Here is a 21370-nt window from a genome sequence, read left to right as displayed (position 1 = left end):
TGCCGCTCAGCTCCAGCCGCACCGACCTCGCCGCACAGCTCCGGCCGGTCAGCCGTCGCCCCGGGCGTCGCCGCCCGACGTACCGTCCAGGCCGGGAATCGGATCCTGGTCGACCCCGTGCCTGCGGGTCCGGATGTCCGGTCCCGCCGGGTGCAGTTTCGCGTCACAGGCCGGGCCGAGTCCGGTGCGCCGTGAGGCCAGACCCGTCAGCGGCCTGCCGCACATCCGGCACAGCACCGTCCGGCTCCTGTCCTCCGGTCCGGCCCCGTCCGCCGTCCCCGTCCCCTCTCCCGCTCCGGCCGTGACCCCGGGCAGTGCCGGCGGTTCCCCGGTGACGCCGTCCACCGGGCCGGCCCGGCTCACCGGGACATCGCCCGCGGGTCCCCGCCGCCGATCCCCTCGATCATCAGCGACAGATAGCGGCGCACGTCGGGCGGCCCGCCCGCACCGAGCTCGGCCGCCGTGGCCACCGCGTGCGTGAGCCGCAGCACCTCGGCGGTCTCCAGGTCCGCGCGCGCCGCACCGGCCTTCTGCGCGGCCGTGAGCAGGTCGGCCGCCGCGTCCATGAGCCGGCCGCTGCAGTCCGAGATCACCGGCGTACTGCCGTCGGCCATCGCCGCTCCGAGCAGCGTCTTGAGGCCGCGGAGGTGGATCATCTGCTCCGCCAGCTTCTGCAGCCAGTCGGCCAGCGCCTCGCCCGGCGCCCGTGCCGACGCACCGAATTCGACGGCCTGGTCGGCGAGTTCGTCGATGCTGTCGACGTAGACCCCTTCGAGGAGGTCCTGCCGCGTGGGGAAGTGGCGGTAGAGCGTGCCCGAGCCGACGCCCGCGCGCTTCGCGATGTCGTCCAGCGATGCGTCCACCCCGCGCTCGGCGAAAGCCAGGGCCGCCTCCTTCAGGAGACGTTCGTAATTGCGGCGCGCATCGGCCCGCATCGGCTTCGGCATCAGATGCTCCTTGCGATCGCCACTGCCTGCTTCATCGTCGCGATCGTCGGCACCGGCGTCAATGTCGCCCGCCACACCGGGATGCTCCGCCCCGGTGGCCCCACACGGACCCCATACGGAACGGTGACCCGGCATCCCACCGGGTCACCTCACGCCGCCCTCGTACCCGAGGTCCGGCGGCCGTTCCCTGACTGGCCGGGCTTACCCGCCCGGCCTGGCTGACCTGTCCTCGCCGGACTCAGAGCTTGGTCAGCTTGGCGTAAGGGCTGAGGATCCTCCCCTGACGCCCGGAGAAGTCGATGAGCACAGCGTCATTGTCGCCCTCGATTCCGATGACTCTTCCGAGCCCGAACTGATCATGCGAAACACGGTCGCCGATATCGAAGATCTCGATGGGTGCGGCGGCTTGGGCCGGGCGGTTGAAGGGACTGGAGGGCAGGTGGCGCCGGGATCCGGCTGACTTAGTCATTGGCTTCAGTATGCGCCCGCGAGACCTCCTCACGCCATGTCTGTCCCGCCGCACGGCCCTGGGGCAAGGTTTCCGCGGGTGGATTCCGCCTGCGATGATCAGGGGATGGAATTCCCAGCAACCGGCCGTCGCGTCCTCATCACAGGTGCCTCCCGCGGCCTGGGCCGCGCCGCCGCCCACGCTTTCGCCGCCAACGGGGACCTGGTGGCGGTGCACTACGGGACCAGGGAGGACGACGCCCGGCACACGCTCGCGGCGCTCCCGGGCTCCGGCCACGTCCTGGTCGGCGGCGACCTCTCGGACCCGGCGGTGGCCGCCGAGGTCGCCGGGCGCGCGGCAGACGGCCTCGGCGGCATCGACGTACTGGTGAACAACGCCGCCGTAATGCGCGGGCCCCATTCGCTGCCCGGGACTCCGTACGAGGAGTGGGTGGCTGTCTGGCAGCAGCACGTCGCCGTCAATCTGCTCGCCACCGCGCAGATCAGCCATCTCGCCGGGCGCCGCATGATCGACGCGGGCAACGGCGGCCGGATCGTGAACATCGGCTCGCGCGGGGCGTTCCGCGGCGAGCCCGACCACCCGGCGTACGGCGCGACCAAGGCGGCCGTGCACGCGCTCGGCCAGTCGCTCGCCGTCTCCCTCGCTCCGTACGGGATCGGGGTCGCCTCGGTCGCCCCCGGCTTCTTCGAGACGGAGCGGGTGGCGGACCGGCTGAGCGGCGCCGAGGGCGAGGCGATCCGGGCGCAGTCGCCGTTCGGCCGGGTGGCGTCGCCCGACGAGATCGCGGCCGCGGTGCTGTGGCTGGCCTCGCCGGCCGCGGAGTGGTCGTCGGGCACCGTGCTCGACCTCAACGGGGCGTCGTACCTGCGGACTTGAGGGACCGGGCGGCGCCCCTCAAGCCCAGGGTCTCTCGTTCGGATCGGGCCCGGCCGTCCGCGCCCGGGCCCGGCCGTCCGCCCTCGGGCCCGGCGTTCCGCCCCCGGGCCCGCGCATCCGCCCTCAGGCCCGCGAACGGGCCTTGAAGGCCGCCTTGCGGGCGTCCTTCGCCGCCTTGCGGTCCGGGTGCAGCTGCCCCATCGCCTCCAGCACCTCGGCCGTCGCCGGGTGCTCCACCCGCCAGGCCGCCTCGAAGAAGCCGCTGTGCTGTCCGGTCAGCCCCTCCACGAGCCCCTGCAGCTCCTCGACCTCACCGTCCGCGTCCAGCTGCGCGGCCAGCGTGTCGATCGCCAGCCAGAAGATCATCGACTCCGGCGGCGCGGGCACATCGGCCGCACCCCGCTCGGCGAGCCAGACCCGGGCGAGCCCGCCGAGCTGCGCGTCGTCGAGCACCTCGCGCACCTCGTGCTCCGCCGCGTCGTCGGCCACCAGCGAGAGCGCCTGCTGGCAGTGCAGCCTGCGCAGCGGCGCGCCCCGGTCCACGCCCCGTGCGGCGGACAGCAACTCCTTCGCGGCGGCGGCCGGTTCACGGCCGCCCAGCCAGAGCACGGTCTCGGCGCGTGCGGCACCCTCGGGGAAGTTCACCAGGGCGTCGAGCAGGGCGCCCGCGTCCTTGTCCGCGAGCTCGCCGACGGCGGGGGCGTCGACGCCCGCGTCCAGCATCCGGGCCCGGATCCCGTACAGACCGAGCGGGGTGAGCCGCACCATGCCGTACCGGGAGACGTCCTCGTCGTCCACCGGCCGTTCCGGGCCACCCTGTCCCTCCGCGTACTCCGCCTCTTCGGCCATCAGGGCCTCGTCGACCGGGTGGTACTCGACCAGGCCGATCGGTTCGAGCAGGCTGAACTGGTCGTCCAGGCGCATCATCGCCTCCGACACCTGCTCCAGTACGTCGTCCGTCGGCTCACCCATGTCGTCGGGGACGATCATCGAGGCGGCCAGCGCGGGGAGCGGCACCGGGGCGTCCTGGGCGCCGGTCTCCGTCACGGTGAGCAGATAGAGGTTGCCCAGCACGCCGTCGAGGAACTCCGCCTCCGCCTCGGGGTCCCACTCCAGCTTCCCGAAGTCGATCTCGCCGTCGTCGCCCACCAGGTCGGCGAAGTCGTCGAACTGCGGGGCGATGGCGTCGGCGTGCACGGTCTCCAGGCCGTCCAGCCAGAGCGCCAGGATCTCCTGGGGGCTGCCCGACGTGATCAGCGCCAGGTTCTCGCCGGGGGCCGCCCCGCCCTCGGCGTCCTCGCCGCTCTCGCCGTCCTCGCCGTCCTCGGCGTCCTCGGCGTCCTGGCCGTCCTCCGCGTCCACGATGTCCACGAGCCCGGTGTCGACGGCGAGCCGCCACGCCTCGCTCGCCAGGGCAGCGCCGTCCTCGTCCGCGCCGAGACCGAGCTCCGCCGCCGCCGCGGGCAGCTGCTCGTCGACCAGCTCGCCCCCCGCACCGACGCGCGTGCCGGGCCCGGCCCAGCGCGCCAGCCGGACGGCCCGCGTGAGGAGGGGTGCGGCCAGCGCGTCACGTGCGAGTTCCGCTTCGGAGTTCAGCCGCACCGGCGGCAGGGTGGGGCGGTCTCCGGACATCGGTGGTTCTCCTCGGGGCTGAGACCGACCGGCGAGAGGGCGCGGTCTTCTGGCATACGGTTCGGGCGACCCAGCGTAGACGCATTTCGACCCATGCCACCTGGTTCATGTACCCGTCAACCTCCGGCCACCGGCGGACCCTTGACAACTCCCCTTCCCACCCAAGAGATTGACGCGCGTAGAACGTAGAACGTAGCCCCACGGTCCACTCCACCCTCACCTCCGGAGTTCTGTAGATGCGCGCTCTTCCCGCTTTCCCCATCGCAAAGCCGGCGGCCGTCACCGCCGTGGTGACGGCCGCGCTGGCCGCCGGTCTGCTCGCCGTCACCCCCGCGTCGGCCGGTGCGGCCGAGGTCAGGATCCACGACATCCAGGGCAGCACCCGCCTCTCCCCGCTGGCCGGGAAGGCGGTGACCGGTGTGCCCGGCATCGTGACGGGTGTGCGGACGTCCGGTTCCAAGGGCTTCTGGTTCCAGGACCCGCACCCGGACGCCGACCCCGCGACCAGCGAGGGGGTCTTCGTCTTCACCAGCTCGGCGCCGACCGTCGCCGTGGGCGACTCGGTCACGGTCTCCGGCACGGTCGACGAGTACATACCCGGCGGCGCCGCCTCCGGGAACCAGTCGGTCACCGAGATCGGCAGGCCGGCCGTGACCGTCGTCTCCTCGGGCAACCCGCTGCCCGCCGCGACGGTCATCAACTCCCGTGATGTGCCCGGCACTTTCGCCCCCGCGGGCGACAGGGCGGCGGGCGGCAGCATCAACGGCCTCACCCTGCGGCCGGACAAGTACGCCCTCGACCGCTACGAGTCCCTGGAGGGCATGAACGTCCGGATCGGCACCTCACGGGTCACCGGCGCGACCGACACCTACGGGGAGCTGTGGGTCACCGTGAAGCCGGACGAGCGCCCGACCCGGCGCGGCGGCACCCTCTACAACGGGTACACCTCGCAGAACACCGGCCGGCTGATGGTCCAGTCACTGGCCCCCGCCACCGCCGGGGCGTTCCCGGTGGCGAATGTCGGTGACTCGCTGAGCGGTACGACCGAAGGCCCCCTGGACTACAACCAGTTCGCCGGTACGTACACCGTGGCCGCCCGGCAGCTGGGCACCGTGAAGAAGGGCCGGATCAAGCCCGAGGTCACCCGCAAGCAGCAGAGGGACGAGCTGGCCGTCGCCACGTACAACGTGGAGAACCTGGACCCGACAGACCCGCAGAGCAAGTTCGACAAGCTGGCGGCCGGGGTCGTGGACCATCTCTCGTCGCCCGACATCGTGGCCATCGAGGAGATCCAGGACAACGACGGCGCCAAGAACGACGGTGTGGTCGCGGCCGATGTCACGGTCGGCAAGTTCATCGACGCGATCGTCGCGGCGGGCGGCCCCCGCTATCAGTGGCGCTCCATCGACCCGGTGGACCAGGCGGACGGCGGAGAGCCCGGCGGCAACATCCGCCAGGGCTTCCTCTACAACCCGGACCGCGTCGGCTTCACCGACCGCGCGGGTGGCACCGCGACCAGCGCCACCGGCGTCGTCTCCCAGCACGGCAAGGCCGCGCTGACCTGCTCCCCCGGCCGTGTCGACCCGGCCAACCCCGCCTGGAAGGACAGCCGCAAGCCGCTCGCCGGGGAGTTCACGTTCCGCGGCAGGAAGGTCTTCCTGGTCGCCAACCACTTCGCGTCGAAGGGCGGCGACCAGGCGATCGACTCGCAGTACCAGCCCCCGGCGCGCAGCTCGGAGACGGAGCGGCACGAGCAGGCCAAGGCCGTGAACACGTTCGTGAGGAAGATCCGTTCGGTGCAGCCGGACGCCGAGGTCGTGGTGCTCGGCGACCTCAACGACTTCGAGTTCTCCGGCACCGCGAAGATCCTCACCGACGGGAAGGCGCTGTCGGCGACGGCGTACTCGCTGCCTGCGAACGAGCGCTACTCCTATGTGTACGAGGGCAACTCGCAGATCCTGGACCAGATCCTGGTGAGCCCGTCGGTGCGGAAGTACCAGCTGGACATCGTCCACATCAACGCCGAGTTCGCCGACCAGAACAGCGACCACGACCCGAGCGTGCTGCGCTTCCGGCCGTAGTACGTCCGGCCGGACATCGACCGGCCGGACGGCACCCCCGCCGGGCGTGACCGGCTCCCGGCGGGGTGCCGTACCACACACACCCCCGCCCGCCGGTGCCGGATGTGCCCGGGATAAGGGCGTGATCCGGGCGGAGCGGGATGCGTGCGAAGATCTGGGTGGAATTATCCAGCTCCCGGACGCAGTGAGGGTGGGGGATGTGACGGTCGGCACGGAGTCAGGCCAGGAGAGCGACGCGTCGGACGCGCGGGACTCGGGGCACGGCAGCACCACCAGGAGCACGCAGCGTTCCTTCTGGAAGGAGCTGCCGCTGCTCGTCGTCATCGCGCTGGTGCTCGCGCTGCTGATCAAAACGTTCCTGCTGCAGGCGTTCTCCATCCCGTCGGACTCCATGCAGAACACGCTGCAGACCGGCGACCGCGTGCTGGTGGACAAGCTGACCCCGTGGTTCGGCGCGGAGCCGCACCGCGGCGAGGTCGTCGTCTTCCACGACCCGGACGGCTGGCTGGCGGACGAGCCGGTCAGCAAGCCCAACCCGGTCCAGAAGGGGCTGAGCTACATCGGGCTGATGCCGTCCGCCAATGAGCGGGATCTGATCAAGCGGGTCATCGGGGTCGGCGGCGACACCGTGGAGTGCAAGGGCACGGGCCCGGTGAAGGTGAACGGCAAGGCTCTGAAGGAGCCGTACGTCTTCCCCGGCAACACCCCGTGCAGTACGGACCCGCAGGGCCAGTTCAAGATCAAGGTGCCCAAGAACCACATCTGGGTCATGGGCGACCACCGGCAGTACTCGGCCGACTCCCGCTACCACCAGGACGAGAAGGGCGGCGGCTCCGTCCCGGTGAAGGACGTCGTGGGGCGCGCCGAGGTCATCGCCTGGCCGCTCAACCGGCTGAACAACCTGCCGGTCCCCGCCACCTTCAGCCAGTCCGGCCTCAGCGCGGCCGCGGCCTCGGCCCCCGCCGCGGCCGGCCTGATGGGCGCCGTGCCGCTGGTGCTCCGGCGCAGGCGCAGGCACGCCCCTCAGCAGACCCGCCGGGCTGACGCTCCGGACGCTTCGTAGCGGCCGGCGGCAGTCGCCCGGCCTCCCGGGAGCTGTACTCCGGACGGCTCTTCCGGGTGGCCCGCGGCCCGGACTCGCGGTCGAGTGGATCCGGCGGCCCGCTCCGGGCCGGCCACCAGCGCGCCGCCGCCCGGCGGCCGACCGGAGGAGCCTCCATGAGGAGCAGCATCAATACAGCGGCCGCCGTAGCTGCGGTTGGCCTTTTCGCCGCGGCGGTGAGCGGTTGTTCCAGCGGATCGAAGCCCCAGGACCCCGGGGCCGGATCCTCGCCCTCCAGCAGCATGACGGCGTCGAGCAGCCCGTCGGCCACGACCGCTCTGAGGACGGTCATGGTCAAGAAGACCCCGCTGGGCAAGATCCTGGTCACCGGGAAGGGCCGGACGCTCTACCTCTTCGAGGCGGACAAGACCAGCAAGTCGACCTGCATGGGCGCCTGCGCCAAGGCGTGGCCGCCGCTGCTGGTCACGAACACGCCGACCGCGGAGAGCGGGGTGCAGTCCAAGCTGCTCAGCACGTCGGTCCGGAGCGGCGGCGCCAAGCAGGTCACCTACAAGGGCCACCCGCTCTACACGTACCTGGGCGACCGCAATCCCGGCGAGCTCAACGGCCAGGGTCTCACTCAGTTCGGCGCCAAGTGGTACGTCGTGGGTCCCGACGGCAAGAAGATCACCGCCGCCGCACCGAAGTCCAGCAGCTCGCCGTCGAGCAGCAGTTCGGCTTCGAGCAGCGCCAGCACCGGCACGGGTTACTGATCTGCCGCTGATCTCGCGCACACTCCGGTGCGCAGGCCTGGGCACCGGCAGGCACTGTTCAGGCATGCTTCGCATTCACCCGAAGCAGAACTAAGTGGACCTTCACTCTCCGCTGAGGCGAGACTGCCGTCATGACCCCTTCACCGCCCTTCGGGCGTGCGCTCTGCGCAATGATCACGCCGTTCACCGCTGCCGGTGAGCTCGACCTGGAGGGCGCGCAGCGGCTCGCCGTCCATCTGGTCGGTGCGGGGTGTGACGGGCTCGTCCTCAGCGGCACCACCGGAGAGTCCCCGACCACCACCGATGCCGAGAAGACCGCGCTGGTACGGGCGGTCGTGGAGGCTGTCGGCGACCGGGCCCACATCGTGGCGGGGGTGGGCAGCGCCTCGACCCGGCACACCGTCGAGCTGGCGCGGTCGGCCGAGAGCGCGGGCGCGGACGGCCTCCTGGTGGTGACGCCGTACTACAGCCGCCCTCCGCAGGACGCCGTCGAAGCCCACTTCCGTACGGTCGCCGACGCCACCGGCCTGCCGGTGATGCTCTACGACATCCCCGGCCGCACCGGTACCCGGATCGGGACCGGGGCACTGCTGAGGCTGTCCGGGCACCCGCGCATCACGGCCGTGAAGGACTGCGCCTACGACCTGCTGGGCTCCACCAAGGTCATCTCCCGTACCGGGCTCGCCTACTACTCCGGCTGCGAGGAACTGAACCTGCCGCTGTACGCGGTCGGCGGATCGGGCTTCGTCAGTACGGTCGCGAACGTTGCCCCGCGGCAGCTGCGGGCGGTGCTCGACGCCTACGCCGCGCCGGATCCCGCCGAGGCCGCGCGGCTCAACCGGCTCAACACCCCGCTGGTGGAGCTGATGATGGCGTCCGGCCTGCCGGGCACGGTGACCGCGAAGGCCCTGCTCGGCGCGGCCGGGCTGCCGTCCGGACCGGTCCGTGAACCGCTGCGGCCCGCCGGCCGCGATGCGGTCGACGGGCTGCGCAGGGCGTATGCGGAGCTGCCCGCCGCCGGGTGAGACCGGCACCGGACGGCGGGCGGGGCAGCCTCAGTTGTGGCTGTGCAGGATCTCGTTGAGGCCGCCCCAGACGGCGTTGTTCGGACGGGCCTCCACCGTGCCGGTGACCGAGTTGCGGCGGAAGAGGATGTTCGAGGCGCCGGAGAGCTCGCGGGCCTTGACGACCTGCCCGTCGGGCATCGTGATCCGGGTACCCGCGGTGACGTACAGCCCGGCCTCGACGACGCACTCGTCGCCGAGCGCGATCCCGACGCCCGCCTCGGCGCCGACCAGGCAGCGCTCCCCGATGGTGATACGGACGTTGCCGCCGCCGGAGAGGGTGCCCATGGTGGAGGCGCCGCCGCCGACGTCGGAGCCGTTGCCGACCACGACGCCCGCGGAGATCCGGCCCTCGACCATGGAGGTGCCGAGCGTGCCCGCGTTGAAGTTGACGAAGCCCTCGTGCATGACGGTCGTGCCGTCGGCGAGGTGCGCGCCGAGGCGGACCCGGTCGGCGTCGGCGATCCGGACGCCCTTGGGCGCCACGTAGTCCGTCATCCGCGGGAACTTGTCGATCGAGGTGACCTGGAGGTGCAGGCCCTCGGCGCGGGCGTTCAGCCGCACCTTCTCGATGTCGTCCACGGCGACCGGGCCGAGCGAGGTCCAGGCGACGTTGGCGAGCAGGCCGAACATCCCGTCCAGGCTCTGGCCGTGCGGCTGGACCAGCCGGTGCGAGAGCAGGTGCAGCCGGAGATACACGTCGTGCGTGTCCAGCGGCTTGTCGTCGAGCGAGGCGATGACCGTGCGGACGGCGACGACCTCGACGCCACGGCGCGGGTCGGGGCCCACGGCCTTCGGGGCGGCCTCGCCCAGCAGCTCCGCGGCGCGCTCGGCGGAGAGCCGCTCGGTGCCCGCGGGGCCGGGCTCAGTGGTGAGTCCGGGCGCGGGGAACCAGGTGTCGAGAACGGTGCCGTCGGCGGCGATCGTGGCGAGTCCGGCGGCCACGGCGCCGGTGGAGCGGGCAGGGGTCTGCGAGAGCGTGTCGGTCATGACCAAAACCTAACCGGCCGGGCGCCGCACCGGCGAACCGGTCTCAGCGGTCGGCCGTCTCCACCGAGTTCCCACCGGGAACTCACTGTGGCACCATGAGCCCGCACACGGGGAAGAACGACGGGGACCGGGACGGCGGAGACCGGGACGACCGGGACGGAGGGGTCCATGACACAGCGCACCCGTCTGGACGACGCCGACTGCGCGATCGCCCAGGCCCTGGACGTCGTGGGCGACTGGTGGACCCTGCTGATCGTGCGGGACACCGCGCGCGGGGTGCACCGCTTCGACGCGCTCCAGCGGGAGCTGGGGATGTCCCGCAAGGTACTGACGGAGCGGCTGCGCCTGCTGGTGGACGCGGGGGTGCTGAGGCGCGAGCCGTACCAGGAGCGCCCGGTCAGATACGAGTACCGGCTCACCCCGCGGGGCAGCGCCCTGCTTCCGGTGCTGATCGCCCTCCAGGACTGGGGGGACACCTGGGTACTGGGAGAGGGAGAGACGATGGCGACGGCCGGTGAGACATCGAAGGAGGCCGAGCGGGTGCGCGGCCTGATCGGCACGCGCGTACCCGAGCTGCGGCTCACCGGTCCGGACGGGCGCCTGCTGGACCCGGTCGACCCGGCCGCCGCGCACACCGTCCTGTACTGCTTCCCCGCCGCCTACGCGGAGCGCGCCTCCTACCCGCCCGGCTGGGCCGGGATCCCCGGGGCCTCCGGCTGCACCCTGGAGTCGTGCACGTACCGCGACCGGCTGGCGGAGTTCACCGCCGCCGGGGCGACCGTGCACGGGGTCTCCACCCAGCGCCCCGACGAGCAGCGGGCGTTCGCCGAGAAGGAGCGGCTGCGCTTCCCGCTGCTCTCCGACGCGGGCCTGGAGCTGGCGGCCGCACTGCGGCTGCCCACCTTCCGCACGGCGGGGGTCAGCAGGCTGAAGCGGCTGACGCTGGTGGTGGACCGGGACCGGACCGTCCGCGAGGCGCTGTACCCGGTCACGGACATCGAGGACAGCGTGCGGGCGGCACTCGCCGCGGTCAGCCGCTGACGCCGGGGGCTCCGGCGCCCGGGACGTCCCGGCCCCCGATGATCCGGAGCAGCGCCTCCCGTACCTCATCCGGATCGAACGCCCGCCCGGTCAGCAGGAGTTGGATCAGCAGCCCGTCGATCAGGGCCACCAGCGCGCGGGCTGTGGCGGCGTCACCGCCGACATGGGCCCGGACGACCTCCACGAAAGCGTCCAGCCACTCCGCCGCGACGGGCCGCAGGGCCTCACGGCGCAGTGCGGCGAGATACAGCTCGTACTCCAGCCGCACCCGGCTCCGGTCCTCCGCGACGAGCCCCCCGAGCAGCGCCGTGAGCCGCTCGGCCAGCCCTGCGCCCGGCCCGGCGAGCGCCGTCGCCCACCCCGTGCCCGCGGACTGCGGATCGTCGCTGACCTTCCGCAACGCGGCGATCAGCAGTTCGTCGAGCGTGGCGAAGTGGTACGTCGTCGAGCCGAGCGGCACATCGGCCTCCGCCGCGACCGAGCGGTGGCTCAGCCCCGCGATGCCCTGGTCGCCGGCGATCCGGATCGCGGCGTCGATGATCCGCTCCCGGCGGTCCGGGTCGTAGCGCCGGCCCATCAGTGCGAGCCGCCCAGATTGAGCAGGACGACCCCGCCGATGACCAGGGCGATACCGGCGAGCTTCGCCACGCTCGGCGACTCCCCCAGGAAGACCATGCCGATGGCCGCGATGGCGGCGGTGCCGGTGCCGGCCCAGATCGCGTAAGCGGTGCCCACCGAAAGGGACTTGAGCACCTGGGCGAGCAGGACGAAGGCGAGCACATAGCCGGCCGCCGTCGCCAGCGAGGGCCACAACCGGCTGAATCCGTCGCTGTACTTCATGGCGGTGGTCCCGCCGACCTCTGCGGCGATGGCCGCGGCAAGCAGTACATAGGGCATGTGTACGACCGTACACATCAGCGACGGGCTACGGTGTGCCGTCCGGCGGAATCCGGTACGGAAATCCGGACGGCCGACACCGGACGGTCGACAGACAGGGAACGGAGCGAGCAGTGGCACAGGACTCGGGGTGGGCAGGCGCGTACGGAAGTACGCCGCACGGGGGGCCTGCGGGGTGGGGGCCGCCGGGCTGGGGCGCCCCACTGCCGCCCCAGGCACCCAAGCCGGGCGTGATACCCCTGCAGCCGTTGCAGCTCAGCGACATCCTCAACGGCGCGATATCCACGGCCGGCCGCTACTGGAAGCAGCTGTTCGGCGTGGCAGCGGTGGTGTACGGCGGCGCCGCCGCGGTCATCGCGGCGGCGCTCGCGGTCCTCTACGCGTCGCTCTCCGACCGGATCCACGGCATCGTCCACGCACCCGAGGCGTCCGACGTCACCTGGGGCCGGGCCGGTCCCGTGGTGCTGGGGTTCGCCGGGGTGCTGCTCGGCACCGCGCTGCTGACCATGGTCTGCACCGCCATGGTCTACGCGACCAGTGCGAGCGTGCTGCAGGAAGCGGTGCTCGGCCGGCCGGCATCCTTCCGGGCCGTCTGGCGGCGGGCCTGGTCGCGGGTGCTTCCGGTGCTGGGCACCGTGCTGCTGAGCGGGCTGATCACCCTCGTGCCGCTGCTGCTGGTCGCGGGGGCAGTGGTCGCCGTCGTCGTCGCGACGGTCGGTGCGCACAGCATCGCCGTGGCGGTGGTGGTGGGCGTGCTCGGCGGGCTGGTCCTGCTGCCGCTGGGCGTATGGCTGTGGGTGCTCCTCAGCCTGGCACCGGCCGCCGTGGTCTTCGAGCGCCAGGGGCCGATCGGCGCACTGCGCCGATCGGCCCGGCTGGTGCGGGGCGCCTGGTGGCGGGTCTGCGGCATCTCGCTGCTGGCCCTGGTGCTCGGCTCCATCGCGGGCTCCTTCATCCAGCTCCCCTTCACCACGCTGGGGATGTTCCACAGCCTGAGGCTCCCCCTGGACACCGCGTCCGACCCGAGCGCGGCCCAGCTGGTGGCAGGTCTCACCAGCTATCTGGCGATCACCCTGCTGGGCCAGACGCTCAGCCAGATCGTGTCGGTGACCTTCCCTCAGCTGGTGACGGGACTGCTCTACGTCGACCGCCGGATGCGCCGGGAGGAGCTGGGGCCGGTGCTCATCGAGGCGGCGGCCGCAGAGCCCGCCGGGCAGCAGCCGCCGAACGTCACTTCCCCACGGTGAACCAGGTGGCGCGGGACTTCTTCCACTCGTCGTGGGTGAGGTCCTTCGCCTCCGTGCCGTCCCCGTAGAGGTCGGCCGATCCGTCGTCGGTGATCAGCTGGGCGCGCGCCCCGGCCGCGTTCAGGTCGGGGACGTCCACCACGGCCTCCCAGCCGCCCGGGTCGCTGGTCGGCAGGTCGGCCCGCTTCACGGGGGTGTGCCCGGCGACACCGTCCCAGGAGTAGAGGGCGTACGGATCGGAGTTGTCGTCGGCGGCCCACGAACCGGCGACGATCAGATACTGACCGGCCGCGTTCTTGCGGATGTCCCGGATGGAGAGCCCTCCGAGGTCCAGCTCGATCGGTGTGCCGAAGGCGGCCTTCGTGCCGGTGACCACCTTGTCCATGTTGGTGACCGGCACGATGAGCGCCTTGCCGCCGTTCTTCGGCGGCACCAGGGGCGCGCGGAAGCCGAGGTAGGCCGTGCTGGACGAACCGGGCGCGAACTCCAGCCCCTCGATGTTGAATCCGTCGATCTGCTTGGGGACCTGGCCGTCCTCGGTGCCGGCGGCGAACCCGTAACGGTCGCCGTTGGCCTTGTCCCAGGCGACCAGGTCGTCACGGAGCTTCGCGTACGAGCCGCCGAAGGACAGCTGGGTGGCGGCTCCCGAACCGGTGACCTCGGTGGTGAAGATCCGGTTGCGGTCGGGCTTGTACTCGCCGTCCTTGTTGTTGCCCAGCGAGCCCGTCCAGTAGACCGTGTCGCCGACCCGGGCCGCGGCCTCGATGTCGATCTCCTTCTTGACCCCGAGCTCGTCGCTGAAGTCCCAGGTCCGCACGGGCGCCCCGGATGTCGAACCGTCGTAGAGCCGCAGGGTGTTGGACTCGTCGTCGGCCACCACCACATAGCCGCCGCCGACGGAGACGGCGGCGGAGGCGTCGGAGGAGCCGGTGAAGTAGCGGGTGTCCGCGCTGTGCTGGACCGCGGCGGACGCGGCGTAGTGCAGGGTCTTGGTGGCGGTCTTGCCACCGAGGCCGGTGACCTCGATGGTGAGGTCGGTGTAGCCCTGTGCGCGGGCGCCGACCGTGACCCGGCGGGTGGCGCCGCTGCCCGTGACGGAGACATCGCCGGTCCCGGCGACGGAGGACTTGGAACTGGCCGAAGCGGCCACGGTGAGCGCCGAGGCGTCCGCACCGCTCTGCCCCACGGTGACGGTGACGGCCGGGTCACCGGTGGCGCCGACCGCGCCGGAGAGGTAGCCGGCCGAGAGGGAGAGCGTGGGCGTTCCGTAACTCGCCGCGTGCGCGGGGGCGTTGGCGCCGGTGAGGACCAGGGAGAACAGTCCGCCCGCGGCGGCGGCCACGATGCCGGTCCTCGGACGGAACGAGCGGCGGAACAGGATGGCAGAGATCTGCACGGGGACCCTCTCGTCGTGGGGGATGGCGGTGGGGGTGTCGTCGACGAGAAGGCTCCGGTCTCCGCGCCAACGGGGCGCGCACACCGTACGTACGGAACGCGAACAGCACAATACGGCCCCGGTGCGCGGAGCACCGGGGCCGTATCGGCAGTACGGGGAGGGCTGTTGGGCGGCAGCGCCGTCAGACGTTGAAGCCGAGCGCGCGCAGCTGCTCGCGGCCGTCGTCGGTGATCTTGTCCGGTCCCCACGGCGGCATCCAGACCCAGTTGATCTTCAGCTCGTTGACGATGCCCTCGGTGGCCGACTTCGCCTGGTCCTCGATGACATCGGTCAGCGGGCAGGCCGCGGACGTCAGCGTCATGTCCAGCGTGGCGATGTTGGCGTCGTCCACGTGGATGCCGTAGATCAGGCCCAGGTTGACCACGTCGATCCCCAGCTCGGGGTCGACGACGTCGTACAGCGCCTCGCGGACCTCCTCCTCGGAGGCCGGCTTCATCGTGGCGGTCTCGTTGTCACTCATGCGGTCTTCCCTTCGGACAGCGCCTGCGCCGTCGCGTCCTTCCACGCCATCCAGCTCAGCAGCGCGCACTTGACGCGCGCCGGGTACTTCGAGACACCGGCGAACGCGACGGCGTCCTCCAGTACCTCCTCCATCGCGTCGTCCGGCTCGATCTGCCCCCTGGACTGCATCAGCTCCAGGAAGGTCGACTGGATCTTCTGGGCGTCGCCCAGCTCCTTGCCGACCAGCAGTTCGTTCATCACGGACGCGCTGGCCTGGCTGATGGAGCAGCCCTGGCCCTCGTACGACACGTCCGCGATGCGGTCGCCCTCGTACCGCACACGCAGCGTGATCTCGTCGCCGCACGTCGGATTGACGTGGTGCACCTCGGCGTCGCCGTCACGGAGACCGCGCCCGTGCGGGTGCTTGTAGTGGTCCAGGATCACTTCCTGGTACATCGAATCCAGCTTCACGATCCAGTCCCTACCCGATGTCCTCGTCGGTGTAGCCGGCCCTGTCCGGCCCGGCACGGTCCAAACGAAAAGGCCCTAGCCGAAGAAATTCCGTACGTGCTCCAGCCCGTCAGCCAGTGCGTCGACCTCTTCGGGCGTGGAGTACAGATAGAACGACGCTCGCGTGGTCGCAGGAATTCCGTACCGCAGGCAGACCGGCCGTGCGCAGTGGTGGCCGACCCGGACCGCGATGCCCTCCTCGTCGAGGACCTGGCCCACGTCGTGCGGGTGGATGTCACCGAGCGTGAAGGAGATCGTCGCGCCGCGGTCCAGGGCCGTGGACGGTCCGATGAACCGCAGGTCCGGGATGTCGGCGAGACGCTTCATCGCGTACTCGGTGAGCGCGTGCTCATGCGCGGCGATCTTGTCCATGCCGATCGACGAGAGGTAGTCCACGGCCGCTCCGAGGCCGACGGCCTGGGCGATCGGGGGCGTACCCGCCTCGAACTTGTGCGGCGCGGGGGCGTAGGTCGAGGAGTGCATCGACACGGTCTCGATCATCTCGCCGCCGCCGAGGAACGGCGGGAGGTCCTCAAGGAGCTCCTGACGGCCCCAGAGGACGCCGATCCCGGTCGGGCCGACCATCTTGTGGCCGGTGAAGGCCACGAAGTCGGCTTGCAGCGCCTGCACGTCGAGCACCATGTGCGGTGCGGCCTGGGAGGCGTCGATGCAGACGAGCGCACCGACCTCCTGGGCGCGCCGGATGATCGTCTCGACCGGGTTGACCGTGCCCATCAGGTTGGAGACCAGCGTGAAGGAGACGATCTTCGTCTTCTCGGTGATGATCTCCTCGACGTTGGACAGGTCGAGGCGGCCGTCGTCGGTGAGGCCGAACCACTTCAGCTTCGCGCCGGTGCGCTGCGAGAGCAGCTGCCACGGCACGATGTTGGAGTGGTGCTCCATCTCCGTGATGACGATCTCGGTCTCGTGGTCGACCCGGTACGGCTCGTCGGCCCAGCCGAGCATGTTGGCCACGAGGTTGAGCGACTCGGAGGCGTTCTTGGTGAAGATCACCTCGTCGCGGCTCGGCGCGTTGATGAAGGCGGCGACCTTGTCGCGGGCGCCCTCGTACAGCGCCGTGGCCTCCTCCGCGAGCACGTGCACGCCGCGGTGGACGTTGGCGTTGTGCTGCTCGTAGTACTCGTTCAGCGCGTCGAGTACCTGGCGCGGCTTCTGCGAGGTCGCCGCGTTGTCCAGGTAAACGATCTTCTTCCCGTCGTGGACCACACGATCCAGCAGGGGGAAGTCCTTGCGGATCGCGTCGGTGTCCAGGAGGCCCGGCAGCTGTGTCACGCTGTTGCGCCACCCTTCGTGTATGCCTCGTAGCCCTCGTTCTCCAGCTTGTCGGCGAGCTCCGGGCCGCCGGACTCGGCGATCCGGCCGTTCGCGAAGACGTGCACGAAGTCGGGCTTGATGTAGCGCAGGATGCGCGTGTAGTGGGTGATCAGCAGGGTGCCGACCTCGCCGCCCTCACGGACGCGGTTGACGCCGTCGGAGACCTGGCGCAGCGCGTCGACGTCCAGACCGGAGTCCGTCTCGTCGAGGATCGCGATCTTCGGCTTGAGCAGCTCCAGCTGGAGGATCTCGTGGCGCTTCTTCTCACCGCCGGAGAAGCCCTCGTTGACGTTGCGCTCGGCGAAGGCCGGGTCCATCTGGAGGGTCTCCATGGCCGTCTTGACCTCCTTCACCCAGGTACGGAGCTTCGGCGCCTCGCCGCGGATGGCGGTGGCCGACGTACGCAGGAAGTTGGAGACGGAGACGCCGGGGACCTCGACCGGGTACTGCATGGCGAGGAAGACGCCGGCGCGGGCCCGCTCGTCGACGGTCATCTCCAGCACGTCCTCACCGTCGAGGGTGACGGTGCCGCTGGTGATCGTGTACTTGGGGTGCCCCGCGAGGGAGTACGCCAGCGTCGACTTGCCGGAGCCGTTCGGGCCCATGATGGCGTGGGTCTCGCCCTGCTTCACGGTCAGGTCGACGCCCTTGAGGATCTCCTTCGTACCGTTCTCGGTTTCGACGGAGACGTGCAGGTCGCGGATTTCAAGCGTTGCCATGGGTGACTCAGGACTCCTGGGATACGGAGACGAGCACATCGTCCCCTTCGATCTTTACGGGGTAAACGGGGACGGGGCGCGTCGCGGGAAGGCCGGACGGCTTGCCGGTGCGGAGGTCGAAGCTGGAACCGTGCAGCCAGCACTCGATGGTGCAGTCCTCGACCTCGCCCTCGGAGAGGGAGACGTTCGCGTGCGAGCAGATGTCGTTGATCGCGAACACCTCCCCTTCCGTACGGACCACGGACACCGGCGTGCCGTCGATCTCCACCCGCTTCGGGGTGTCGTCCTCCAGCTCGCTCAGCGCACAGGCTCTGACGAAGGCGGCCATCAGACGGCTGCCTGCAGCTCGGCGTCGATCTTGTCGAGCAGGCGCTCCTCGACGTCCGGCAGACCGATCTGCTGGACCAGCTCGGCGAAGAAGCCGCGGACCACCAGGCGGCGGGCTTCGGCCTCCGGGATACCGCGCGACTGGAGGTAGAAGAGCTGCGAGTCGTCGAAGCGGCCGGTGGCCGACGCGTGGCCCGCGCCGGCGATCTCGCCGGTCTCGATCTCCAGGTTCGGGACCGAGTCGACCCGCGCGCCGTCGGTGAGGACGAGGTTGCGGTTCAGCTCGTACGAGTCGGTGCCCTCGGCGGCGGCCCTGATCAGGACGTCGCCGATCCAGACGGCGTGTGCGTCCTGGCCCTGGAGCGCGCCCTTGTAGGCCACGTTCGACCGGCAGTGCGGCGCGTTGTGGTCGACGAGGAGGCGGTGCTCCTGGTGCTGGCCGTGGTCGGTGAAGTAGAGCCCGAGGAGCTCGGCATCGCCGCCGGGGCCCGCGTACTGCACGCGCGGGTGGACGCGTACGACGTCGCCGCCGAAGGTGACCACGACCGACTTGAGCGAGGCGTCCCTGCCCACCAGCGCGTTGTGCTGCGCCACGTGGACGGCGCCGGGCTCCCAGTCCTGGACGGAGACGACGGTCAGCTTCGCGCCGTCGCCCAGGATGTAGTCGACGTTGGCGGCGAGCACCGCGTCACCGGTGTGGTCGATGACCACGAGGGCTTCGGCGAAGGCGCCCAGCTCGATGACCTGGTGGCCGTAGGCGACACCGCCGACGCCGCGCACGGCGATCCGGATCGGCTCGCTGAGCACGGTCTCCTTGGGCACCGAGACGACCGAGGCCTTCTCGAAGGAGGAGTACGCCTGGGCGGCGACCCGGTCCACCGGGGTGCCGGCCTTGCCGATGCGGGCGTCGTCACGGCCGACGGTCTCGACGTGCACGCCCTCGGGGGCGGACACCTCGACCTCGACGCCGGCGCCGGTCGCGACGGCGGTGCCGTCGTGCAGGCCCTTGAGCCGCTCCAGCGGAGTGAACCGCCACTCCTCCTCGCGGCCGTGCGGGACCGGGAAGTCCGCCACGTCGAAGGACGGCGGCGCGCTCATCCGGGTGGCGACGGTGGACTCGGCAGCCACCGCGATGGACCCGGCGGTAGTGGAACCCGCAGGAATGTTCTGAGCCTCAGCCATGGCTGTCGTCGTGCTCGCTTTCTGGTGGATACGGGGGTCGGGCGAGGGGCGGGCGGCTGCTAGCCGACCGATCCCTCCATCTGCAGCTCGATCAGCCGGTTGAGCTCCAGGGCGTACTCCATGGGGAGCTCCTTGGCGATCGGCTCGACGAAGCCGCGCACGATCATGGCCATCGCCTCGAACTCCGTCATACCGCGGCTCATCAGGTAGAAGAGCTGGTCGTCGGAGACCTTGGAGACGGTCGCCTCGTGGCCCATGGACACGTCGTCCTCGCGGACGTCCACATAGGGGTAGGTGTCCGAGCGGGAGACCGTGTCGACGAGCAGCGCGTCACAGAGCACGTTGGACTTGGAGCCCTCGGCGCCCTCGCCGATCTCGATCAGACCGCGGTAGGAGGTACGGCCGCCGCCTCGCGCCACCGACTTGGAGACGATGTTGGAGGAGGTGTTCGGGGCCATGTGGACCATCTTGGCGCCGGCGTCCTGGTGCTGGCCCTCGCCCGCGAAGGCGATCGACAGGGTCTCGCCCTTGGCGTGCTCGCCCATCAGGTAGACGGCCGGGTACTTCATGGTCACCTTGGAGCCGATGTTGCCGTCGACCCACTCCATGGTCGCGCCCTCGTACGCCACGGCACGCTTGGTGACGAGGTTGTAGACGTTGTTCGACCAGTTCTGGATCGTCGTGTAGCGGCAGCGGCCGCCCTTCTTCACGATGATCTCGACGACGGCGCTGTGCAGCGAGTCCGAGGAGTAGATCGGGGCGGTGCAGCCCTCGACGTAGTGGACGTAGGCGTCCTCGTCGACGATGATCAGCGTCCGCTCGAACTGGCCCATGTTCTCCGTGTTGATGCGGAAGTAGGCCTGCAGCGGGATCTCGACGTGCACGCCCTTCGGCACGTAGATGAACGAACCGCCGGACCACACGGCCGAGTTCAGCGAGGCGAACTTGTTGTCGCCGACCGGGATCACCGTGCCGAAGTACTCCTGGAAGAGCTCCGGGTGCTCCTTCAGCGCGGTGTCGGTGTCCATGAAGATGACACCCTGCGCCTCCAGCTCCTCGTTGATCTGGTGGTACACGACCTCGGACTCGTACTGGGCGGCGACACCCGCGACGAGGCGCTGCTTCTCCGCCTCCGGGATGCCGAGCTTGTCGTACGTCTTCTTGATGTCCTCCGGCAGGTCCTCCCAGGACTCCGCCTGCTTCTCGGTGGACCGCACGAAGTACTTGATGTTCTCGAAGTCGATGCCCGACAGGTCGGAGCCCCAGCTCGGCATGGGCTTCTTGCCGAAGAGCTTGAGGCCCTTGAGACGCAGCTTCAGCATCCACTCGGGCTCGTTCTTCTTCGCCGAGATGTCGCGGACGACAGCTTCGGACAGGCCGCGCTTGGCCGCGGCACCTGCCACGTCGGAGTCGGCCCAGCCGAATTCGTACGTACCCAGGCCCTCGAGTTCGGGGTGGGCAGTCTCCGTGGGGAGAGTCATGCGGGGTTCCTCCCGGCCGTGCTGGCGGATGCTGAGTCGTTTACCTGATGGGCTTGATGGGCGTTCTTGGGAATGAACGTCGTGCACACACCGTCGCCGTGGGCGATGGTGGCGAGACGCTGCACATGGGTCCCGAGCAGGCGGGAGAAGACCTCGGTCTCCGCCTCGCACAGCTGCGGGAACTGCTCGGCGACATGGGCCACCGGGCAGTGGTGCTGGCAGAGCTGCTCGCCGACCGGGGCGCTTCGCGCCGTAGCAGCGTACCCGTCGGCGGTCAACGCCTTGGCCAGAGCCTCGGCGCGGTTCTCCGGCGCCGCGGCGTCAATGGCCTCGCGGTAGGCCGCGGCCTGGGTGTCGAGCCGGTCGCGGGCGAACGCCATGACCTCGTCGTCACCGGAGCGCCGGGCGATCCACCGCAGCGCGTCGGCGGCGAGCTGGTCGTAGGACTGGTCGAAGGCGTCGCGGCCGCAGTCGGTCAGCGCGAAGACCTTGGCGGGACGGCCCCGGGTCCTGGCGCCGTACACCCGCTGCTCGCGGGCGGCGACCACATCGTCGGTGACCAGGGCGTCGAGATGGCGGCGGACGGCCGCCGGGGTGAGCCCGAGGCGTCCTGCCAGTTCGGTGACGGTGGACGGGCCGTGGTCCAGGATGGAGCGCGCGACCCGGTTGCGGGTGGACCGCTCACCGGTCGCGAGTTCCTCCTGGGCAGTCCCACGGACTGGAGCCTCGCCGACGTTTTTCACAACGCCATTGTTGCGTAATTCACCGGTGCGCGACAAGTGAAGATCGGGGACTCCAGCGGTGGCCTCGATCACTTAGGGCTACCTAAACAGGGCCGGATGCCTGTTCCCCCATGCCCT

23 protein-coding genes are annotated in these 21370 nt (G+C 70.7%); 7 read left to right on the top strand and 16 right to left on the bottom strand.

The genetic code is table 11. From position 1 onward, the window contains the following. Positions 1-48: 48 nt before the first annotated feature. The 3 genes from OG385_RS26170 to OG385_RS26160 form a co-directional block, all read right to left on the bottom strand. Positions 49-363: a DUF6011 domain-containing protein gene (locus OG385_RS26170; protein WP_266858194.1), complete on the bottom strand. Its 315-nt coding sequence runs from the start codon at positions 361-363 to the stop codon at positions 49-51. After that, positions 360-947, bottom strand: coding sequence for a TetR/AcrR family transcriptional regulator (locus OG385_RS26165; RefSeq protein WP_266858192.1), 588 nt, complete (start codon positions 945-947; stop codon positions 360-362). The genes OG385_RS26170 and OG385_RS26165 overlap by 4 nt, the downstream gene beginning before the upstream one ends. 238 nt (positions 948-1185) lie before the next feature. Then, positions 1186-1416: a CarD family transcriptional regulator gene (locus OG385_RS26160; RefSeq protein WP_266858190.1), complete on the bottom strand. Its 231-nt coding sequence runs from the start codon at positions 1414-1416 to the stop codon at positions 1186-1188. 105 nt (positions 1417-1521) lie between these two features. Between OG385_RS26160 and OG385_RS26155 the strand changes: the two genes are divergently transcribed. After that, on the top strand, positions 1522-2292 hold the full coding sequence (locus tag OG385_RS26155; protein ID WP_266858188.1) for an SDR family NAD(P)-dependent oxidoreductase: 771 nt from the start codon (positions 1522-1524) through the stop codon (positions 2290-2292). A 123-nt stretch (positions 2293-2415) separates the two neighbouring features. Here OG385_RS26155 and OG385_RS26150 read toward each other — a convergent pair whose 3' ends face one another. After that, the gene (locus OG385_RS26150) at positions 2416-3924 is read right to left on the bottom strand and encodes a hypothetical protein (protein ID WP_266858186.1); all 1509 of its coding nucleotides are present in this window, start codon (positions 3922-3924) and stop codon (positions 2416-2418) included. Between the two features lie 236 nt (positions 3925-4160). On the opposite strand from OG385_RS26150, the gene OG385_RS26145 reads away from it, so the two are divergent. The 4 genes from OG385_RS26145 to dapA all read left to right on the top strand — a co-directional run bounded on the left by OG385_RS26145 (position 4161) and on the right by dapA (position 8845). Next, the gene (locus OG385_RS26145) at positions 4161-6005 is read left to right on the top strand and encodes an endonuclease/exonuclease/phosphatase family protein (protein WP_266858184.1); all 1845 of its coding nucleotides are present in this window, start codon (positions 4161-4163) and stop codon (positions 6003-6005) included. A gap of 199 nt (positions 6006-6204) precedes the next feature. Further along, positions 6205-7068, top strand: a complete 864-nt coding sequence (lepB, locus tag OG385_RS26140) for a signal peptidase I (protein ID WP_266858182.1) — start codon at positions 6205-6207, stop codon at positions 7066-7068. Positions 7069-7223: 155 nt separating this feature from the next. Further along, on the top strand, positions 7224-7820 hold the full coding sequence (locus tag OG385_RS26135) for a hypothetical protein (protein ID WP_266858180.1): 597 nt from the start codon (positions 7224-7226) through the stop codon (positions 7818-7820). Between the two features lie 131 nt (positions 7821-7951). Next, complete coding sequence (gene dapA, locus OG385_RS26130) at positions 7952-8845, top strand: 4-hydroxy-tetrahydrodipicolinate synthase (protein ID WP_266858178.1); 894 nt, start codon at positions 7952-7954, stop codon at positions 8843-8845. Between the two features lie 30 nt (positions 8846-8875). Here the strand turns inward: dapA and dapD are convergent, their stop codons facing one another. Beyond that, positions 8876-9874, bottom strand: a complete 999-nt coding sequence (gene dapD, locus OG385_RS26125) for a 2,3,4,5-tetrahydropyridine-2,6-dicarboxylate N-succinyltransferase (protein WP_266858176.1) — start codon at positions 9872-9874, stop codon at positions 8876-8878. A gap of 168 nt (positions 9875-10042) precedes the next feature. Here dapD and OG385_RS26120 point away from each other — a divergent pair, with 168 nt between their 5' ends. After that, a complete protein-coding gene (locus OG385_RS26120) occupies positions 10043-10915 on the top strand; it encodes a winged helix-turn-helix transcriptional regulator (protein ID WP_266858174.1) in 873 nt (290 codons plus the stop codon). Here OG385_RS26120 and OG385_RS26115 read toward each other — a convergent pair. Then, the gene (locus OG385_RS26115) at positions 10905-11492 is read right to left on the bottom strand and encodes a TetR/AcrR family transcriptional regulator (RefSeq protein WP_266858172.1); all 588 of its coding nucleotides are present in this window, start codon (positions 11490-11492) and stop codon (positions 10905-10907) included. The two genes, OG385_RS26120 and OG385_RS26115, sit on opposite strands and share 11 nt — an antisense overlap. Beyond that, positions 11492-11812: a multidrug efflux SMR transporter gene (locus tag OG385_RS26110; protein WP_266858171.1), complete on the bottom strand. Its 321-nt coding sequence runs from the start codon at positions 11810-11812 to the stop codon at positions 11492-11494. The genes OG385_RS26115 and OG385_RS26110 overlap by 1 nt, the downstream gene beginning before the upstream one ends. 230 nt (positions 11813-12042) lie before the next feature. Between OG385_RS26110 and OG385_RS26105 the strand changes: the two genes are divergently transcribed. Continuing rightward, positions 12043-13059, top strand: coding sequence for a hypothetical protein (locus OG385_RS26105; protein ID WP_266858169.1), 1017 nt, complete (start codon positions 12043-12045; stop codon positions 13057-13059). Here the strand turns inward: OG385_RS26105 and OG385_RS26100 are convergent. The 9 genes from OG385_RS26100 to OG385_RS26060 form a co-directional block, all read right to left on the bottom strand. Continuing rightward, positions 13043-14380 (bottom strand): hypothetical protein, encoded by a 1338-nt coding sequence (locus OG385_RS26100; RefSeq protein WP_266861170.1) that lies wholly within the window; start codon positions 14378-14380, stop codon positions 13043-13045. The genes OG385_RS26105 and OG385_RS26100 overlap by 17 nt on opposite strands. A gap of 256 nt (positions 14381-14636) precedes the next feature. Beyond that, positions 14637-14975 (bottom strand): metal-sulfur cluster assembly factor, encoded by a 339-nt coding sequence (locus OG385_RS26095; RefSeq protein ID WP_164263434.1) that lies wholly within the window; start codon positions 14973-14975, stop codon positions 14637-14639. After that, positions 14972-15427, bottom strand: a complete 456-nt coding sequence (gene sufU, locus OG385_RS26090) for a Fe-S cluster assembly sulfur transfer protein SufU (protein ID WP_266858166.1) — start codon at positions 15425-15427, stop codon at positions 14972-14974. Before sufU ends, OG385_RS26095 begins: the two co-directional genes overlap by 4 nt. Before the next feature lie 75 nt (positions 15428-15502). Continuing rightward, positions 15503-16759: a cysteine desulfurase gene (locus OG385_RS26085; RefSeq protein WP_266858164.1), complete on the bottom strand. Its 1257-nt coding sequence runs from the start codon at positions 16757-16759 to the stop codon at positions 15503-15505. Then, positions 16756-17520, bottom strand: coding sequence for a Fe-S cluster assembly ATPase SufC (gene sufC / locus OG385_RS26080; RefSeq protein WP_266858162.1), 765 nt, complete (start codon positions 17518-17520; stop codon positions 16756-16758). The genes OG385_RS26085 and sufC overlap by 4 nt, the downstream gene beginning before the upstream one ends. Before the next feature lie 7 nt (positions 17521-17527). After that, positions 17528-17848 carry a bifunctional 3-phenylpropionate/cinnamic acid dioxygenase ferredoxin subunit gene (locus OG385_RS26075; RefSeq protein WP_266858160.1) on the bottom strand — a complete coding sequence of 107 codons (321 nt, stop codon included), beginning with the start codon at positions 17846-17848 and terminating at the stop codon, positions 17528-17530. Continuing rightward, positions 17848-19029 (bottom strand): Fe-S cluster assembly protein SufD, encoded by a 1182-nt coding sequence (sufD, locus tag OG385_RS26070; protein ID WP_266858159.1) that lies wholly within the window; start codon positions 19027-19029, stop codon positions 17848-17850. The genes OG385_RS26075 and sufD overlap by 1 nt, the downstream gene beginning before the upstream one ends. A 59-nt stretch (positions 19030-19088) precedes the next feature. Beyond that, positions 19089-20510 carry a Fe-S cluster assembly protein SufB gene (gene sufB, locus OG385_RS26065; protein ID WP_164263422.1) on the bottom strand — a complete coding sequence of 474 codons (1422 nt, stop codon included), beginning with the start codon at positions 20508-20510 and terminating at the stop codon, positions 19089-19091. Continuing rightward, positions 20507-21253, bottom strand: a complete 747-nt coding sequence (locus OG385_RS26060) for a metalloregulator ArsR/SmtB family transcription factor (RefSeq protein ID WP_266858156.1) — start codon at positions 21251-21253, stop codon at positions 20507-20509. Before OG385_RS26060 ends, sufB begins: the two co-directional genes overlap by 4 nt. Between the last annotated feature and the right edge of the window lie 117 nt (positions 21254-21370).

The sequence above is a fragment of the Streptomyces sp. NBC_01306 genome (assembly GCF_026340465.1).
GTDB lineage: Bacteria > Actinomycetota > Actinomycetes > Streptomycetales > Streptomycetaceae > Streptomyces.
The sequence above is the reverse complement of the archived record's forward strand: the minus strand, read 5'-3'. Positions and strand labels throughout refer to the sequence as shown.

Excerpts from the sequence above, each read along its gene's own strand:
- dapA (WP_266858178.1), top strand. The coding sequence starts at position 7,952 with ATGACCCCTTCACCGCCCTTCGGGCGTGCGCTCTGCGCAATGATCACG.
- OG385_RS26160 (WP_266858190.1), bottom strand. The coding sequence starts at position 1,416 with ATGACTAAGTCAGCCGGATCCCGGCGCCACCTGCCCTCCAGTCCCTTC.
- OG385_RS26155 (WP_266858188.1), top strand. The coding sequence starts at position 1,522 with ATGGAATTCCCAGCAACCGGCCGTCGCGTCCTCATCACAGGTGCCTCC.
- OG385_RS26165 (WP_266858192.1), bottom strand. The coding sequence starts at position 947 with ATGCCGAAGCCGATGCGGGCCGATGCGCGCCGCAATTACGAACGTCTC.
- OG385_RS26145 (WP_266858184.1), top strand. The coding sequence starts at position 4,161 with ATGCGCGCTCTTCCCGCTTTCCCCATCGCAAAGCCGGCGGCCGTCACC.
- sufB (WP_164263422.1), bottom strand. The coding sequence starts at position 20,510 with ATGACTCTCCCCACGGAGACTGCCCACCCCGAACTCGAGGGCCTGGGT.
- dapD (WP_266858176.1), bottom strand. The coding sequence starts at position 9,874 with ATGACCGACACGCTCTCGCAGACCCCTGCCCGCTCCACCGGCGCCGTG.
- sufD (WP_266858159.1), bottom strand. The coding sequence starts at position 19,029 with ATGGCTGAGGCTCAGAACATTCCTGCGGGTTCCACTACCGCCGGGTCC.
- OG385_RS26115 (WP_266858172.1), bottom strand. The coding sequence starts at position 11,492 with ATGGGCCGGCGCTACGACCCGGACCGCCGGGAGCGGATCATCGACGCC.
- OG385_RS26120 (WP_266858174.1), top strand. The coding sequence starts at position 10,043 with ATGACACAGCGCACCCGTCTGGACGACGCCGACTGCGCGATCGCCCAG.
- OG385_RS26135 (WP_266858180.1), top strand. The coding sequence starts at position 7,224 with ATGAGGAGCAGCATCAATACAGCGGCCGCCGTAGCTGCGGTTGGCCTT.
- OG385_RS26150 (WP_266858186.1), bottom strand. The coding sequence starts at position 3,924 with ATGTCCGGAGACCGCCCCACCCTGCCGCCGGTGCGGCTGAACTCCGAA.
- OG385_RS26110 (WP_266858171.1), bottom strand. The coding sequence starts at position 11,812 with ATGCCCTATGTACTGCTTGCCGCGGCCATCGCCGCAGAGGTCGGCGGG.
- OG385_RS26075 (WP_266858160.1), bottom strand. The coding sequence starts at position 17,848 with ATGGCCGCCTTCGTCAGAGCCTGTGCGCTGAGCGAGCTGGAGGACGAC.
- OG385_RS26095 (WP_164263434.1), bottom strand. The coding sequence starts at position 14,975 with ATGAGTGACAACGAGACCGCCACGATGAAGCCGGCCTCCGAGGAGGAG.
- sufC (WP_266858162.1), bottom strand. The coding sequence starts at position 17,520 with ATGGCAACGCTTGAAATCCGCGACCTGCACGTCTCCGTCGAAACCGAG.